Annotated in this window: 18 protein-coding genes; 11 read left to right on the top strand and 7 right to left on the bottom strand. The window is 70.1% G+C overall.

The annotated features are described in order from the left end of the window. Nucleotides 1-231 precede the first annotated feature (231 nt). The 4 genes from AB0C15_RS00730 to AB0C15_RS00715 all read left to right on the top strand — a co-directional run bounded on the left by AB0C15_RS00730 (nucleotide 232) and on the right by AB0C15_RS00715 (nucleotide 2800). A complete protein-coding gene (locus AB0C15_RS00730) occupies nucleotides 232-867 on the top strand; it encodes a hypothetical protein (protein WP_357347231.1) in 636 nt (211 codons plus the stop codon). Between the two features lie 173 nt (nucleotides 868-1040). Then, on the top strand, nucleotides 1041-1706 hold the full coding sequence (locus AB0C15_RS00725) for a hypothetical protein (RefSeq protein WP_357347230.1): 666 nt from the start codon (nucleotides 1041-1043) through the stop codon (nucleotides 1704-1706). Continuing rightward, complete coding sequence (locus AB0C15_RS00720; RefSeq protein WP_357347228.1) at nucleotides 1699-2016, top strand: hypothetical protein; 318 nt, start codon at nucleotides 1699-1701, stop codon at nucleotides 2014-2016. Before AB0C15_RS00725 ends, AB0C15_RS00720 begins: the two co-directional genes overlap by 8 nt. A 34-nt stretch (nucleotides 2017-2050) precedes the next feature. Further along, on the top strand, nucleotides 2051-2800 hold the full coding sequence (locus tag AB0C15_RS00715; protein WP_357347226.1) for a hypothetical protein: 750 nt from the start codon (nucleotides 2051-2053) through the stop codon (nucleotides 2798-2800). A gap of 9 nt (nucleotides 2801-2809) precedes the next feature. Here the strand turns inward: AB0C15_RS00715 and AB0C15_RS00710 are convergent, their stop codons facing one another. Beyond that, the gene (locus tag AB0C15_RS00710; RefSeq protein ID WP_357347224.1) at nucleotides 2810-3445 is read right to left on the bottom strand and encodes a hypothetical protein; all 636 of its coding nucleotides are present in this window, start codon (nucleotides 3443-3445) and stop codon (nucleotides 2810-2812) included. Nucleotides 3446-3510: 65 nt separating this feature from the next. Between AB0C15_RS00710 and AB0C15_RS00705 the strand changes: the two genes are divergently transcribed. Together AB0C15_RS00705 and AB0C15_RS00700 are read left to right on the top strand one after the other, a co-directional pair. After that, the gene (locus AB0C15_RS00705; RefSeq protein ID WP_210787601.1) at nucleotides 3511-3762 is read left to right on the top strand and encodes a transcriptional regulator; all 252 of its coding nucleotides are present in this window, start codon (nucleotides 3511-3513) and stop codon (nucleotides 3760-3762) included. A 105-nt stretch (nucleotides 3763-3867) separates the two neighbouring features. Beyond that, entirely contained in the window at nucleotides 3868-4374 is a 507-nt protein-coding gene (locus AB0C15_RS00700; protein WP_357347221.1) for a hypothetical protein, read from the top strand. Between the two features lie 76 nt (nucleotides 4375-4450). Here AB0C15_RS00700 and AB0C15_RS00695 read toward each other — a convergent pair whose 3' ends face one another. The 6 genes from AB0C15_RS00695 to AB0C15_RS00670 all read right to left on the bottom strand — a co-directional run bounded on the left by AB0C15_RS00695 (nucleotide 4451) and on the right by AB0C15_RS00670 (nucleotide 8665). Beyond that, a complete protein-coding gene (locus AB0C15_RS00695; RefSeq protein ID WP_357347219.1) occupies nucleotides 4451-4888 on the bottom strand; it encodes a hypothetical protein in 438 nt (145 codons plus the stop codon). Between the two features lie 16 nt (nucleotides 4889-4904). Then, the gene (locus AB0C15_RS00690; protein ID WP_357347217.1) at nucleotides 4905-5036 is read right to left on the bottom strand and encodes a hypothetical protein; all 132 of its coding nucleotides are present in this window, start codon (nucleotides 5034-5036) and stop codon (nucleotides 4905-4907) included. Nucleotides 5037-5308: 272 nt separating this feature from the next. Then, nucleotides 5309-6046, bottom strand: a complete 738-nt coding sequence (locus AB0C15_RS00685) for a hypothetical protein (RefSeq protein ID WP_357347215.1) — start codon at nucleotides 6044-6046, stop codon at nucleotides 5309-5311. Then, complete coding sequence (locus AB0C15_RS00680; RefSeq protein ID WP_357347213.1) at nucleotides 6015-6566, bottom strand: DNA cytosine methyltransferase; 552 nt, start codon at nucleotides 6564-6566, stop codon at nucleotides 6015-6017. Before AB0C15_RS00680 ends, AB0C15_RS00685 begins: the two co-directional genes overlap by 32 nt. Before the next feature lie 190 nt (nucleotides 6567-6756). Next, entirely contained in the window at nucleotides 6757-7740 is a 984-nt protein-coding gene (locus AB0C15_RS00675) for a DNA methyltransferase (RefSeq protein ID WP_357347211.1), read from the bottom strand. Then, entirely contained in the window at nucleotides 7733-8665 is a 933-nt protein-coding gene (locus AB0C15_RS00670; protein WP_357347209.1) for a hypothetical protein, read from the bottom strand. Before AB0C15_RS00670 ends, AB0C15_RS00675 begins: the two co-directional genes overlap by 8 nt. A gap of 836 nt (nucleotides 8666-9501) precedes the next feature. Between AB0C15_RS00670 and AB0C15_RS00665 the strand changes: the two genes are divergently transcribed. The 5 genes from AB0C15_RS00665 to AB0C15_RS00645 all read left to right on the top strand — a co-directional run bounded on the left by AB0C15_RS00665 (nucleotide 9502) and on the right by AB0C15_RS00645 (nucleotide 15159). After that, a complete protein-coding gene (locus tag AB0C15_RS00665; RefSeq protein WP_357347207.1) occupies nucleotides 9502-10380 on the top strand; it encodes a hypothetical protein in 879 nt (292 codons plus the stop codon). 732 nt (nucleotides 10381-11112) lie between these two features. Next, nucleotides 11113-11493, top strand: coding sequence for a pilin (locus tag AB0C15_RS00660; protein WP_357347205.1), 381 nt, complete (start codon nucleotides 11113-11115; stop codon nucleotides 11491-11493). A 5-nt stretch (nucleotides 11494-11498) separates the two neighbouring features. After that, entirely contained in the window at nucleotides 11499-12413 is a 915-nt protein-coding gene (locus AB0C15_RS00655) for a conjugal transfer protein TrbL family protein (RefSeq protein ID WP_357347203.1), read from the top strand. 35 nt (nucleotides 12414-12448) lie between these two features. After that, nucleotides 12449-13372, top strand: a complete 924-nt coding sequence (locus AB0C15_RS00650) for a PrgI family protein (protein WP_357347880.1) — start codon at nucleotides 12449-12451, stop codon at nucleotides 13370-13372. Then, nucleotides 13369-15159: a DUF87 domain-containing protein gene (locus tag AB0C15_RS00645; protein WP_357347201.1), complete on the top strand. Its 1791-nt coding sequence runs from the start codon at nucleotides 13369-13371 to the stop codon at nucleotides 15157-15159. Before AB0C15_RS00650 ends, AB0C15_RS00645 begins: the two co-directional genes overlap by 4 nt. Nucleotides 15160-15232: the final 73 nt, after the last annotated feature.

The raw sequence follows: 15232 nt of genomic DNA, 5'->3' as shown, positions 1-15232 counted from the left end.
ACGATCCCGATGGGATTGGTTCGAGGTCGTGCTGGACAGCCAGAGGCACGACGGCTTCGACGCAGCCTCAGTACAGCTTGTGCACCTGGAACGAGCGCTCCTAATCGTCATGCCGAACGACGACACTCACCGCGTTCTTCAAGCGATCGGCCCCGGCGGCCCCCAGGACTCGGGGATGTCGCACCGATCAGGCACGATCTCCAACACCCCCAGGACGCGAGGAGTCGGCGCATGGCCAAGAAGGCAACGGTCTACACGTGGACGAGCTCGGAAGGCCATCGGCTGGCCACCACCGTCGAGCCGGCACGCGTTGACTGGAAGACGTGGGATGCCGGGCGAGGGCGGGTTGACCCCGCCGAGCCTTGCTTCACCGAGCGAAACACGGTCCGTTCCACCGAACTCATCGACGGTCGCTACGTGCTGAACGCCGGCTGGGACCAGGAGGGCGACCGCGACTGGGTATGGGCGGCGTCACAGATTACCCGTGGCGTAGAACCCGGGAAGGAGTATGTGCTCGAGCCGCCCGGGAGACGCACCGCTAACGCAACCAACACCACGAGCAAATGGTCGTGGACTTTCCTGGACGTCTACGACCTCGCACCCGGCGGTGTCGCCTGGGCTCCGTTCAGGTCAGAGCATGCGTTCTATGAGCGGTCACGCCAGATTGCCAAGGAAGCAAGGGCTTGGCTGGATGCGGCTCACCCGGAATGGCGAGCGGAATCCAAGCATCTAGGCATTGAGGCTGACCTGGCCCACCAACGGGACAGCGTTTCACGCGAGCGAGCAGCTATCCGCGAAGCCCAGGCGGTGATCGCTGAGTCGCGTCGCCGTATGACCGAGCTGCGGGCCTTGCGCCCGAAGGCGTAGGCATCGGCGAGCCGCCCGAGCAGCGCATTCGGACCGGTTTGCCTGATGACGGCTTCGCATCGAGGGGCGCGCACGGGTACTGCGAGTTGATGAGGTTTCACGTACGGTGGTCCTGCCTTCTGGAGATCAGGCCGATGGCCACCCGTTGATTGACGTGAGGAACCGAGGCACGGATGAACGACAGACGCGACCCACGCCTGTCGCTAGCAAGCCTTGATTTCGTCGGTGACGAGGCGGCGCTTCAGCGACAGGTCGGGCAGCTACTGCGCGAGCGTGGGCATCTCTCCCCCACGGGTGGTTTTCGTGGATCTGATGCGACCGGATCGGTCTTCGTGGTCATCGACACGCAACGCCGCGTGGACACCGTCACGGTTGGCCGTGAGTGGCGCGGCGAGGTTGGCGTGGCTCGGTTCCCGGCCGTGCTCTTCGAGGCCTACAGCGCCGCCGTCGGCGCCGCGCTCGAACAGGCCGCCTTGACGGAACTTCAGCAGGGGCAGGCGTCGTCGACACCGCCACGCCAAACCTCGGTGCAGGCGTCGCCCGAGCTTGACGAGGACGTGTGGTCGCGGGCGACCTGGCGCACGCTGAAGGGCCTCGACGCGGAGTTGGATCGGGTGGCACAGCTGCGCGTTGCCCCGGTCGAGCAGGTCCTGACCAGCCCCAATGGTTGTCTGACGTTGCGGATTCGGGCGAACAGCATTGTCGGTATCACCGGCGACACGGCACGGATCGCCCGTGCCGACGCCGGTCAGCTGCAGTTCGAAGCCCGGTCCGTCCTTCGCGCCTTCGACATGGCAGGGGCAGATCAACACGACCTTGAGGGGTGGTCAGGTGGATGAGCTGAACGTCATCACCGACGCGTTGCGTACCGAGGGCGGCAAATGGTTGCAGCTGTCCGACAGCGCTACCGCCATCAAGGGCGCCACGGACGGGCTGAACTTGGACGCCTCTGCCTTCTACATCGGCGACGTCAACGCCGGCGTCCACTCAGCCGCGTACCGCGACTTCCACACCTTCATGGTCGCGATCCTCGCCGGGGCGGCGACGGAGTTTGAGCAGGTCGGTGACGCCCTTCGGCGCGTCGCCGACGCCTACGACCGGGCCGATGAGGTGATCTCGCTGGACCTCAACACGATCTACAAAGCCTAAACACGGACGTCGCGACCCGGAAGGATCTAAGCCCATGCAGCCCGCACCGCCGGACCTGGAATACGGCGAGCCGTTCAACAAGGCCTTCGACCAGATCCGCGTCGGCGTGGACCTTGCCGTCGAGGGGTTCAACGACGTTGTCTCGCGGGTCAACGAGTGGGCGTGGCTGATCGGCCCGGCGGCGCTGCTGTGGATCAAGCACAACATTGACGCCGCGCGCCGCGGCCTGCGGGAGGTCATGGATCGGGTTGATCACGCGTTGGAGCACCAGATGCCGGTGCTGTCGCTCATTTCGATGAGCTTTCGGTGGGTCACCGAGGTGAAGACGCCCGTCTCCCAGCTGTCGTTCGCGATCAGTGAGCCAATCGACCAGAACCTGGTCAAGTGGACCGGCGACGCGGCCCGCGCTTATGCCGACAAGGCTGTCAAACAGCGGGCGGCGGTTGACGAGTCCGTTCTCAAGGCGGAGTTCATCAGTCAGTGGCTGTTCAAGATCGCTAGGGCCAACGTTGACTACGCGGTCGAGCTAGCGACGATCGTCACCAACCTGGCGGGTAAGTTCGCCCAGGCCGCCGTCGACGCGACGACGGTCATCAACATTCCCTGGGCCATCGACACGTTGGCGAAGGCTGTCGGCGATATCGTCACCGCAGGGTTGGACACCCTCCTGCGGATCGGTGAACGTTTCGTTGACGCGTTGGGTAACGTCCGGGACATCGCGACGCAGGTCGGTGACTACTCCAAGCTCCCCGGCGGCCGTTGGCCGGAAGCCGTCCGCGGGTAGAGCCTGTCGTCAGGCGTGCGGCACGGCGGTGTAGGTCGCCTTGAGGATCGTCAGCGCTTTCGCGGCGAGTGCCTCTTTAGGCAGGTAGGAATCGCCGCCGACCGCGAGCCAGACCTTCACCACCAGGTTGGCGTCCCGGGCGTGGAGCATGTACTCGGTGTACTTGAAGCCAGGGTCCGATCGTTTGAGGAACCCCTCGGCCTCCTCGCCGACGTCGGCGACGGGGCCGTCGGCCGTCATGGCTGTCACCTGCTGGGTCGCCGTGTAGAGGCGTCCGGCTTCCTCGGCGCTCGTCAGCGAGGAGGCTTCGACTAGCAGGTTCGCCTGGTGGTCGTCCGCGGTGCGCATCTCGAACAGGCACGACGAGCCCTGCCGCGCCAGCGGCGGCTTCGGATCGGTACGAGCGACCTTCACCGACAAGTCCGCTAGGGGCGTCAGGTCCGTGCGCCGGCAGAGGTCGAGGTTGGTGGCGTCGTAGGAAGGGCCGACGGCGGGCGCCGGGCTACTGGTGGCGGGAGTACCGACGGTCGGCGAGGTGGTGACGGCACGGGGCGTCGCTGGTCCGCCGTCGTCACATCCTCCGGTAACCGCGAGCGTTACCAGAAGGCCGACAACCAGCGCCCGTTTCCGGGACCGAGCTTTCACGCTGTTGACCATACCGTCAGCTGCGCCAGGTGATCGCCCGTGCTGGTTACCGTTATCGTCGAGGCATGCCCCGCGAGACCATCGAATCTGTCGCTCGCTCCCGCGCCATCACCGCGGCGGCGGTTTTGCAGCAATTGGTCGATCTACGCGCCTACCCCCACCGGCACCTTGCCGTGGCCGCCTATGCGCCCGGCGGGGCCAGCATCGGCCAGGCGCTCGCCGCCGCCGACTACCTCAGCCACACGGGGTGGGAACTCATTAACGTGACGGAGGTTGGGAGCAGCAGGACCCTGCACGCGATCATGCGACGCAGGTGAGCCCGTAGACGTCGGGCCCGAGCGGCGCGTCAGCGGTTGACCTGACTGCCTAGCCTAAGGAGATAGGCGAGCTTCCACATCATGCTTGTACGGGAGGAAAGCAGAGTGGACGAATCTTCGACAACAAGTTTCACCACCCCGCGCACGATCACCACGATCATCGCGATCGCCTCCGACGACACCTTCGCCCACGTCTACTCGAACGTGCGACAAATGATCGAGGATGGGTTCGGAGATGCCGACACCCGTCGAGGGGCCCTGGAATTCTTCAACGCGGCAGGCGGACAACTGGTGCCGGTGTTCGGGCCGGCCTGGCAACTGGTCGACCTACGGGACAGCCGCGACGCACCGGACGCCGACCGACTGCACCAGCGTCTCGCCGCCGTAGTGGACCACGTCGCGGCATATCTCAGGAACCATCCCGGGTTCGTCAAGGCGAGCGGCCTGACACTCGACGAGGCACTCCTCCAACTGCCCCGACCGGCCGAGCAGGACCTCGCCCACGTCCTGGCCCTCTTCCCGCACCACGTCGGCGACGACAAAACTATCCAGCCGTTCAGTCAAGGGGGCTGGTTCCACAACAGTCTGCACGCCGCGGGCTGGACGCACTGAGCGCGACGACGGCGTCCCCGCCATCTGCGCGGACGCATTAGCCACGTACTCCCACTGGGTTCGCCGCCTAAGGCTGCTAAAGATCATCGGGCCACCAGTGTGGGTCAAGGCTTTTGCCGTGGCCTCGCGGGCATTTTCCGTAGCCGGTGTTAGAGACGTTCCAATGGTGGTAGCAGTACGGGGCGTCGCACTGGCCGCAAAATCCGGCGTCGTCGTAGAAGCCCGCGGAGGTTACGGCGGCGTACCGGTACGGCTGGGCGAAGGCGTCGGCAATCCGTTGCGCCTCTTCCAGGTCCACCGGTCGGCCGGATCCGTTGCCCGCCTCAATCCCGGAGAACAGCAGCCACCAATGCTGGTCGTCGTGACGCTGTCGGGCAGCGTCGTAGGCGTCGCGCTGCTGCGATGACCAGCGCTGCCAGTCCGCAGGTCGGGTACCGGGTGAGACGAGTTCGACGTGTGCTGCCGGTCGCCCACACACCGCGCACGGTGGTTCCGCTACGAAGGCCTGAGACATGACTCATCCTCTCCTGCTAGGCGACGGCGCGCAGTCGTCGGACGGTGTCGACAGTGCGGTCGGGCTGGTTGGTTTCCCACCGGCGTTGAAGGGCATCGACGACGGTGGTGATCATCGGTTCGGTGACGTGGCTGTAGATGCCGCGCACGCCGGCGAGGCGGTGGCCGAGGCGGCGGGACGCGTAGTCGGGCGGCGGCCTCGGCTGGGGTGTAGAGCTGCAAGGCCTGCTCGTCGTGGCCCGCTGTTGTGTGCTGGAGGTGGGGGTGGCCGGTGGTGGTCGGCGGCGGGCGCGGGGCAGGTTGGCAGGCATGGGTGGACTCCCGAACGTCGGAGGTTCTGGCGGCTGGGCACCGCGGGTGGTGGCTCGTCGCGGACGGTTCGTGGATGCGCCCGCGACGAGCCACCCGGGGGCTGGCAGCGCTAGGTGTGCTGGCAGAGCAGCAGTCGCAGGGCGGTCGCCGCTTGGGCGGGGACGACGCCGTTGCCGAGGACCCGCAGTGCGGTGGTGCGGGGCAGCCCGAGCGTGGGATTGGTGACCCAGTGCTCGGGCAGGCCCATGAGCCATTCCACGAACGGCGGTGCGAGGACGGGTTTGCCGTGCCGGCCGGTTTGCGTGGGTTCGGGGGCGGGGCGGCCGAGCAGCAGCTCCCAGCGGGCGACGGCGTCGGCGTAGCCGCCCCACCGCTGCTCGTCGGGCTGCCCGAGTGCGGTGATGGTGGTGCGCAGGTCCGCGCCGCCGTCGCCGTGGCGCCCTGGGCCGCGCCCGTCGGACGCGCGCGGGGTGGGCAGGATCCGGGCCGGGACCCGCACCGCTGCGGAGGGGAGGGTGAGGTCCCCGTGCGAGCCGCGCTGCCCTGGGCAGCCCTTCTCGCCGTCGGTGGCCCGCGGGGTGGGCAGCAACACCTCGGACAGCGGGGGCCGGAAGCCGGCACCCGCGCGTCGTCCGGGCGTGCCGGTGTCGCTCGCCCTGGGGGTGGGCAGTAGCCGTGCGGCCCCGGTGGGCGTGTGCGCGTGGTGGCTGGTGCGAGCGGTGCGCTCTGCGGTGTCGGTGGGTAGGAGGCCGTGGGTGGTGCCCGAGGGTTCGATGAGGTCGGGTAGGCCGTGCTGGTGGCCGGGTCCTTTGCCGTCACGGGCGCAGGGTGTCGGCAGCGTCCGCACCTCCGCCGGGTCGTGGGGTGGGTGCGGCCAGCAGGAACAGCCGGTCGCGGCGGTGGGCGGCGCCGATGTCGGACGCGCGTAGGCATAGCCAGCTCGTGTTGTACCCGATCGTGGCCAGGTCGGCTTCGACGACGTCGAATCCTCGCCGTAGGAGGGCGGCGACGTTCTCCACGAACACGAGCGGCGGTCGAAGGACGCGAACGGCGTCGGCGATCGAACTCCACAGGCTGGAGTGCTCTCCGGTGATGCCGGCGCGCTTGCCGGCGTTGGAGATGTCCTGGCACGGGAACCCGGCGGTGAGGACGTCGACGGGCTCGACGCGGGTCCAGTCGACGGTGCGGATGTCGCCGAGGTTGGGTACGCCAGGCCAGTGGTAGGCGCAGACGGTGCGGGCGTGCCGGTCGGTTTCGGCGTACCAGGTGAGCTGGCCGCCGAGCACCAGCTCGACGGCCATGTCGAGGCCGCCGTAGCCGGTGCACAGCGATCCGATGCGGAAGGCGGTGGTGTGGGCAATGCTCACGTCACCTCCCCGCGCCCGGCGTCGCCTGTCACCGGCTCGCCGTGTGGGCAGGACCAGGGGCCGCAGCCAGGCGCTTCTGTGGGTTGAGGACGTGGGCGCAGCTGCACTTTGTCCAGCGGCACTCGCTGCCTGTGCAGCGTGGCGCTCTGCACGCCGGCACCCAGGGACAGGTAACGGTGGGTGGGTGGGCTCACGTGACCACCCCGGATCCGTCCTCAGCCGTGCGCGTCTTGGTGAAGATCAGAACGTCTTCGTGGGCGATGAGGTGCATCGGCACCCCGGACGTGCGGGCCTTGCGGACCTGTTGGAGTTGGAAGAACGACGGGCGGGCGACGAGTTGCCCGTCACGGACGGCGGCGAGGAGGGCGACGCACCGCTCGGTCGGCACGAGTCCGGCGCGCAGACCGGCGGCGATCACGGCGCTGGGCAGGTCGACCAGCTCGCCACGTTTGCGCCACGGACGGGCGGTGACCACGACGGCGCCGCCGGGTCGTAGCAGGGTCGCGCAGCCGCCCAGAATCTCAGCGAAGCCGTCGGCGAGACCGGTCAGGTCGCGGTAGGCGAGGTTGCCCTTGTCCTCGCCGTCGTTGTACCGGTCGTCGTACTTGACGACCCCGTGCTCGCCGGGGCGGACGAGGCCGTGGACGGTCGGCCCGTACGGCGGTGAGGTGACCACGAGCGCCACCTGCCCGGTGAGGGCCTTCGGCACCAGCGACATCAGCCGGGTCGCGTCGCCGCGGATGACCGACGCGCGTCCGCTGGCGCCCTGGTCGTGGGCGTGGCGGATGTTGGCGTCGGCGATGTTCGACCATTGCGGCTCGTATTCGATGCCGAAGGCGTCGCGGCCGGCGTGGACGGCCTCGACCAGGGTGGTGCCGATGCCGCACATCGGGTCCAGGACCAGATCGCCGGGCTGGGTGTAGACGGCGATCGCGTGGGCGGCGATGGCGGGCAGCATCCGGGCGGGATGCTTGACCGATTCCGGCACGTACCGGCCGCGTCGCTGGACGGGGCCGGTCGACTGGGCGGTAGCCCAGACGGACAGACTCCCAGGATCGGCGCGGTGGCGGCCTTCGTACTCGCGGTGCCGGCCCGGGTAGTCCTCGCCCACTGGGGAGCTGTTGGTGTCCGGCTCGCTCGCGCCGGAGGATCCTGCAGTGGTGTGCTCAGCCATGGCGCTCACCGCCGTCGCGGCCACGGCGCCGTTCCACCCCAGCCCCTGGAGTCGAGTGCGGGGTGAAGACCATCAGGTCGGCGTGCACCCGCAGGTGGGCGACCGACCACTGCTCGGGGTTGGCGTGGACCAGGGTGAGCAGTTCCTCATCCGTGCCGTAGTAGACGAACTGGTCGCCGTCGGTGTCGGCCTCGACGGCGACGATGTGCTGCAGGTAGCCCAGTCCGGCCGCGGAGGCGGCGGCCACGAGCGGCCCGAAGTCCTCCGGCGTGGGCTGCGTGCCGGCGGGGACGCCGACGACGAGGACGAGGCAGCCGCCGGGGCGCAGTAGCCGCGCGCAGGCAGCGAGGAGCCAGGCGAGGCGGACCCGGGCCGTCGTGCCGGCCTCATGCAGCGGCCAGGTGGCGACCACCAGGCTGGTGGCCGCGTCCAGCGGGCCGTCGTGGGGCGGCCGGACGACCGTGGCGTCGGCGCCGGGCAGGTCGGGGTCGGTGAGGTCGTCGCCGAACCAGTCGACCAACTCGGGCGGGTCCTGCGCGTCGCCGGCCTCCAGTTCGTCGGGCGCGGTGAGCGGGTTCGTTGCGGTCGTGGGCGCCTGCGGGCCGGCGGTGGCGGGTCCGATGATCAGGCTGGAGCTGTCGGTGAACCAGGCGCGGTGGTGCTGGCGCCCGCCCTGCGCGCAGATCGGTGCGAGGACGTGGTCGGTGGTGAGGTCGGCCACCGCTTCCCCGGGCCGGCTGTAGGCGGCGACGAGGCGGTAGGCCAGACGGGTGGGCAGGCTGGTGTGCGGGTCGGCGTTGGTACGGGCCGTGCGCCAGACCGTGATCGGTACCGGCGGGTCGCCGGCGATTAGGTCGATGAGAGTGGCGTCGGCCGGCTTGGTGTGGTCGGCCTGCTGGTGTGGGTGCGGCGTGTGCTCGCTCATGTGCTGTCGGCTCCGCGCCGCGCCGTGAAGCGCTGACATCCCCAAACCGGGTTTTGTGAGCCTCGGCGAACACTTGCCGAGCCCACAACCGCTCACAACGCGCGACCCGGCAGCGGCTTGTCCCGGTTTTCCTCGTCCTGCCTGGTGCGCGGGACGTGGCGGCAGCCATCGGCAGGTGGCCTACCGCGACGGGACCGGCGTCGTTCCCACTCATTTCTGTCTGTGACGCTGGGTCACTGACAGAACGCCCTGACGGTGCCGGCGCCGGTTGGAGAGAACGCGTCGGGCGTCGACGTGGATGAGCGTTGACCAGCGCTGTGAGAGGTTGCCGAACTTCGTGTGCCGGGCCGTTGTCATCGGCGCGGCGCGTCGCCTGTGACAGGGTGCGGGATGTCCAGCGGTGACAGCCTGCCCGCGACTGTCACGGGTACGTCGGCAGTCCGCGCGGGCCGTCCCCGGCGAGCGGTGACAGCGGCGCTGTGAGCCGACCCGGTTGTCAGAGCAGGCCGCGTGTGTCCTCTGTGAGGTCGTCCGCGCCATCTCGCGGCTCACGACGTGAGCCTGTGCCACCACCTTCGAACCGCGCGGTCGCAGACTCTGTCAGGGTGTCACAGGGCAGGTCAGCCGACTTTTGTCAGGCTCTTGCCAACGATCAGCGGCGGTGGCGCGCCGGGCGGGCGGGCCATTGACAGAGGCCTAGTCGAGGGCGACGAACAGCGCCCTGAGCGGCTCTGTCAGGACCGTGTGAGCCTGCTGTGGCGCAATTGATGCCACCGATCGCCGTGACAACGCCGGCGACGGCATTCGCATCCCTTCGGTGTCACAGGAGTGTTGACATGAGCGTGTCCGACGCTACGAACTGGCCGACGTCCGCCCTCGACGCGGCGGCGACCGCCTTCGCCGCGCTGACCTGCGAGCCCGCGCCGCTGGCTCTCGACTGCACGGCGTTCTTCTGCGACGCGTGTCTGCCGCAGCCGGTGATGCCGCTGCCCGCGCTGCGGGACTGGCTGTTGCGCCACCCCCGCGCCTACACGGCGCGTGACGAGGTGTGGCGCGAGCTGATCCGACGCGCCCGTCTCGACGGGCCGCACTGGGTCATCGCCGCGGTCGGTATGGCGATGCCGGCGCTGCAGCAGTACGCGGCCCACCTGGGCGAGGGCTACACCGGCGACCCTGCGGATATCGACGCCGAAGTTCTGACCGGGTTCCTGACCGCGCTTCGCGACCGGGCCGACCTGGGCAAACCCGCGCCGTACGCGAGCCTGTGCAAGGCGGCGTGGCGAGCCGGGCGGGACCTGCGGCTGCAGCAGCATCAGTGCCTGCCGGTGCAGGACATCGAGCACCTCGTTTCCGGCTCCCGCACCCCGCCGGTGCCGTACGGGCATCCGGACCTCCTGCTCCGCCGCGCGGTGACCCTCGGGATCGTCGACCCCGAGGACGAGCAGCCCTACATCGACGTGCGGCTCGGTCGACGGGCGATCGAGCCCATCGCCGCGAGGAATGGCGTCAGCGTCGACGCCCTGCGCATGCGGCTGTCCCGCATCGACAGCCGCGTCGCCGAGGCCCTCGCGGACGGGCTGTTGACCGGGATCGCGTCGCCGGAGACCACGGCGCGGCTGCGGCAGCAGGCCGAGCAGCGCGGCGGGCGTCGCGCAGGACGTGCCGCGGCCGCCCGCCGCGAAGCCGCCCGGCAGCAGGCTGCCGCAGCCGCCTGACATCCAACCGGCACGGCTGTGGCCCGACGTGCACCGTCGGGCCACAGCCGTTTCCGCTTGCCGAGCGCCCGTCCCAGCAGAGCTGCTCCGGAGGTAGCACCCAGCGCTGGCAGCAGAAGACCAGCGCAGGATTGCCAGCAGACCTGCCCGCCGGCACGTTTTGCGGCGCAGGCACCGCTCAGCCGTACCCCTCCGCTCCGACGATCAGAACTTTCCGCCGTCGTCCTAAGCACCCTGGAACGGACGGGCGAACCAATTCGGCCTTGTCAAGAACTGTGAGCCCCGGCGGCCCTCACACCGCTCGCACGCAGCGGTTCCGAGCCGGTTGCGAGTCCTCGCCCGCAGGCAAGGCTGTCGAGCAGTGATAGCCCTTCACCAGCCCTGTCAGGCCTGCCTGGACCGGGGTGAGCGCGGCAAGTGTTCGCCCGGGCTCACAAATCCCGGTTTGGGGGTGCGGGACTTCGGCGGGCTGTACCGCTCGCCGGTCCCGCCCGCCGCCGGGCGACACGAGCAGCCGCGATCCGCGCGCCTCGGGTGCCGCGCCAGTTGATGCGCTGACACCACATTGATGACCGCAACCCACCCATGAGGGAGGACGAGCTCCTCCCGGGGCTCACGCGGTTCGTGCGCTGCTCGCCTGCGCCCGGCGGCGGTCCCATCGGACCGCTTCGAGCAATCGCCGCCCCCGGTCAGGTCTGTTCGTGGCCGGGGCGCGGCGGGAGGTGAACCGCAATGTCCCGCACCCCACAGCAAACTCTCCGAATCCCGCGAGTCGTTCGTCTCGCACTCCGTGCGGCTCTACCGCTGGGCGGTGTCGGCCTGTCGCTAGCCGCCCCGGCCGCCGCGAACGCCGATCCCGGTGCCGCCGTTCACCTGGCGGCGAACTCGCTGCCCGTGGTGATTGCCAATCTGCAGGCCTGGGTCATGGGCATCCTGGCCGCCATCGCCACCCTCTTCCTCGTCCTGGCCGGCGTATACCGGGCCACGGCCGGCGGTGACCCGTCGCAGGTCGAGAAAGGCAATCTCGCCCTGCGCAACGCGCTGGTCGGCTACGGCCTGGCCGTCCTGGCCCCGATCCTGCTGCAGGTCGTCCGGGGCATCGTGGGGGGCTGATCGTCATGGGATGGGTCCTCGACCATGTTCTTGATTGGCTCACCACGGCCATCCTGGCCTGCCTCAACGCGATCTTCGACCTCATCACCGGCATTCTGCTCACCACACCGAAGGTCACCGTGCTGCCGCAGGTGCAGGCGCTCACCGGCCGGTCGGTCTGGATCGTGGACACCGTCTTCGTGTTGGCGTTCGTCGCCGCCGGCCTGCTCGTCATGGTCGCCGGCGGCGACGAACAATCCCGGTACACGATCAAGGACCTCCTCCCGCGACTGGTCGTCGGGTTCACCGCCGCGCACTTCTCCCAGTTGGCCTGCGACCAGCTCATCGATCTCGCCAACGCCCTAACCGCGGCGATCAGCGAGGGCGGCTACGACGGCGACGGCGCGTTCACCGCGATCCGCACCCACCTCGCGGCGGCACAGGACCGCACCGTCCCACTGTTGTTCCTGATCCTGATCCTGCTCATCACCGTCCTGGTCGTGACGGCCGCGTTCCAGCTGATCGGCCGGTTCGTGGCGCTGCTGGTGATGACGAGCATCGCGCCGCTAGCGCTGGCCTGCCACGCACTGCCGCAGACCGACGCCCTCGCCCGGCTGTGGTGGCGCGCCTACGCCGGATGTCTGGCGATCCCCGTGGCGCAGGCGTTCTTCCTCACCGCGGGGCAGCAGACACTGCTCAACCCGGCGACCATGCTGCCCGTGTTCGGCCTGCCCGTCGACCCGGGCGGAACAGTGAACCTCCTGGTCGTGGTGGTGCTGCTCTGGACCACCGTCAAGATCCCCACATTGTTGGCCCGCTGGGCGGGCCAGACCGGACGCGGCACGAGCACCATGCTCGGCGCGGTGGTCCGCGTCGTCGTGGTGCAGCAGCTGGCCCGCACCGTCCCCGGCCTGAACACCCTTCGGAGGAGCATCAGATGACCCGACCTGATCCCGAAGCGCCGATGAGGGCACGGATGCCCGCCGACGTCGACGCCCCCGACAAGGTCGCCTACGGGCTGACGTTCCACCAGCTGGCGATCGTCGCCGCCGGCGCGCTGTGCTTCTACGCCGCGTGGCGCGCGCTGCACGATGTCGTGCCGGTGCCGGTGTTCATCGGTGCTGGTGTGGTGCTCGGCGGGCTGGTCATCGGTTTGGCGCTGGGCCGCCGCGACGGCCTGTCCATGGATGTGTGGCTGCTGCACGCAATCCGCCACACCCGCACCCCCCGGTCGCTGTCGAACGCCAGCATCGCGGCGGATACCGGGGCGCCGGATTGGGTCGACACGCCCCAGCGCGGCCGGGTGCCGCTGCCGGCGCCGTTGCGGCTGCCCGCCGACGCCATCGACGACGACGGGGAGGTCAGCCTCGGTGGCGCGCGGGCGGCGATCGTCGGTACCACCACGGTGAACCTCGCGCTGCGCACACCCGGCGAGCAGGCGGCCCTGATCGAGGGGTGGGGTCGGTGGCTCAACAGCCTGTCGACGCCGACGCAGATCGTCGTGTCCGCGCAACCGGTCGACTTGGCCTCCCACAGCCGGGCTCTCGCCGCCGCCGTGGACGCCCAACAGCATCCGCGGCTGCGCGAGGCGTGCGCCGATCATGCGGAGTTCCTCGGCGACCTCGCCGCCCGGCGGGACCCGCTGCGTCGGCAGGTCCTGGTCGTCACCCGCGCGGCGGCCGGCGAGCGCGCGCATGCCGCGCGGCGGCGAGCCGATGACACGGTGCGGGCGTTGGCCGGCCTCGGCGTCAGTCCGCGGGTGCTGGACGGCTCGGCGGTCACCGCCGCCCTGGCCGGCGCCGCCGACCCGTACCGGCCGCCGCGGCCGGGCGGCCTGGCCGCGCCCGACGCCGTCATCACCGCGGCGGCCCTCACCCGCAGGACAAGGAGCCAACGATGATCAGGAAGAGACTGTTCGGCGACGACAAGGCGCAGCCGCAGCCGGACTCGCTGGCGTCGGCGGTCGCGCCAGCCACGGTCGAGGTCACACCCCGGTGGCTGCGCGTGGGCGACGGCTTCGCCGCCACCCTCGTCGTGACCGGATACCCGGCCGAAGTGGGCCCGGCGTGGCTGGAGCCGCTGCTGTCCTGGCCGGGCCGGCTCGACCTCGCGTTGCACATCGAGCCGCTGCCGGCCCCGATCGCCGCCGACCGGCTCCGCAAACAACGCGCACGGCTGGAGTCGTCCCGGCGGGCCGACTCCGAGCGCGGCAAGCTCGCCGACCCCTACGTCGACGCCGCCGCAGATGACGCCGGTGACCTGGCCGAGCGGCTGGCCCGCGGCGCGGCGAAGCTGTTCCGCGTCGGCCTGTACCTGACCGTGCACGCCCGCACCGAAGACGAACTCCTGCAGGCGTGCGCGCAGGTCCGGGCCGCCGCCGCGTCCACCCTGCTGGAGGTGCAGCCCGCGACGTGGCGGCAGCTTCCCGGCTGGACCACCACCCTGCCCCTCGCCTGCGATGGGCTGCGGATGCTGCGCACCATGGACACCCAGGCCCTCGCTGCCGCGTTTCCGCTGTCGAGCCCGGACCTGCCCGCACCGCTGCCCGGCGACCCGCCGGCCACCGGCGGTGTCCTTTACGGGATCAACCCGGCCAGCGCCGGGATTGTCTGGTGGGACCGCTGGACGCAGGAGAACCACAACTCGATCGTCCTGGCCCGCTCCGGAGCCGGGAAGTCGTACTTCGTGAAGCTGGAGATCCTGCGCAACCTCTACCAGGGGGTGCAGGTCGCGGTGGTGGACCCCGAGGACGAGTACCTGCGACTGGCCGACGCGGTCGGCGGCAGCATCGTCCGGTTGGGCCTGCCCGGCGTGAAGATCAACCCCCTGGATCTGCCCGTCGGCGACCGGCGTCCCGACACGCTGACCCGCCGCGCTCTGTTCCTGCACACGCTCATCAGCGTGCTGCTCGGCCACCAGCCGCCACCGGCGGAGCGAGCCGCGCTGGACCGGGCCATCCTCGCCGTCTACCGTGCCGCCGGGATCACCGCGGACCCGGCCACGCATCACCGGCCGGCGCCGCTGCTGCGCGACCTCGCCGCCACGCTACGCGCCGACGACGACCCGGCCGCCGCGACGCTGGCCGCCCGGCTCGCACCGTGGGTGCAGGGCAGCTTCGCCGACCTGTTCGACGCACCCACCACCCAGGCACCGGTCGGACACCTGGTCGTGTGGTCGCTGCGGCACCTGCCCGACGAACTGCGCACCGTCGGCACCCTGCTCGCGCTGGACTCGATCTGGCGCACCGTCGACGCCCCACAACGCCCGTCGCGGCGGCGGCTCGTGGTGGTCGACGAGGCGTGGCTGTTGATGCGCGACGGCGAAGGCGCGCGCTTCCTGTTCCGTATGTCGAAGGCGGCACGTAAGCGCAACGCCGGGCTGACCGTCATTACCCAGGACGCCGCCGACGTGCTGGGCACCGATCTCGGCCAGGCGGTGGTGTCCAACGCCTCCACCCAGGTGCTGCTGCGGCAGGCGCCGCAGGCCATCGATGCCGTCGGCGAGGCGTTCGGGCTCACCGACGGTGAGCGGCGGCTGCTGCTCTCGACTCGCCGCGGCCAAGGGCTGCTGATCTCCGGGGCGAGCAGGACCAGCTTCGAGTCGATCGCCTCCGACGCGGAGCACGCCCTGTGCACCACCGATCCGGTCGAACTGGCCGACCTCGACGAGGAGGAGGGCGATCTGTGACACCGCCGACCGAAGCCCTCAGCTCAGCGCTCGTATCCCCGGTGCCCGGCCCCACCAGCGGGCCGGGCGCCGG

It is taken from the genome of Micromonospora sp. NPDC048835 (genome assembly GCF_040649995.1).
In the GTDB taxonomy this organism is placed as follows: domain Bacteria; phylum Actinomycetota; class Actinomycetes; order Mycobacteriales; family Micromonosporaceae; genus Micromonospora.
The sequence above is the reverse complement of the archived record's forward strand: the minus strand, read 5'-3'. Positions and strand labels throughout refer to the sequence as shown.

Excerpts from the sequence above, each read along its gene's own strand:
- AB0C15_RS00655 (WP_357347203.1), top strand. The coding sequence starts at position 11,499 with ATGGGATGGGTCCTCGACCATGTTCTTGATTGGCTCACCACGGCCATC.
- AB0C15_RS00730 (WP_357347231.1), top strand. The coding sequence starts at position 232 with ATGGCCAAGAAGGCAACGGTCTACACGTGGACGAGCTCGGAAGGCCAT.
- AB0C15_RS00670 (WP_357347209.1), bottom strand. The coding sequence starts at position 8,665 with ATGAGCGAGCACACGCCGCACCCACACCAGCAGGCCGACCACACCAAG.
- AB0C15_RS00725 (WP_357347230.1), top strand. The coding sequence starts at position 1,041 with ATGAACGACAGACGCGACCCACGCCTGTCGCTAGCAAGCCTTGATTTC.
- AB0C15_RS00705 (WP_210787601.1), top strand. The coding sequence starts at position 3,511 with ATGCCCCGCGAGACCATCGAATCTGTCGCTCGCTCCCGCGCCATCACC.
- AB0C15_RS00715 (WP_357347226.1), top strand. The coding sequence starts at position 2,051 with ATGCAGCCCGCACCGCCGGACCTGGAATACGGCGAGCCGTTCAACAAG.
- AB0C15_RS00660 (WP_357347205.1), top strand. The coding sequence starts at position 11,113 with ATGTCCCGCACCCCACAGCAAACTCTCCGAATCCCGCGAGTCGTTCGT.
- AB0C15_RS00645 (WP_357347201.1), top strand. The coding sequence starts at position 13,369 with ATGATCAGGAAGAGACTGTTCGGCGACGACAAGGCGCAGCCGCAGCCG.
- AB0C15_RS00665 (WP_357347207.1), top strand. The coding sequence starts at position 9,502 with ATGAGCGTGTCCGACGCTACGAACTGGCCGACGTCCGCCCTCGACGCG.
- AB0C15_RS00675 (WP_357347211.1), bottom strand. The coding sequence starts at position 7,740 with ATGGCTGAGCACACCACTGCAGGATCCTCCGGCGCGAGCGAGCCGGAC.
- AB0C15_RS00695 (WP_357347219.1), bottom strand. The coding sequence starts at position 4,888 with ATGTCTCAGGCCTTCGTAGCGGAACCACCGTGCGCGGTGTGTGGGCGA.
- AB0C15_RS00650 (WP_357347880.1), top strand. The coding sequence starts at position 12,449 with ATGCCCGCCGACGTCGACGCCCCCGACAAGGTCGCCTACGGGCTGACG.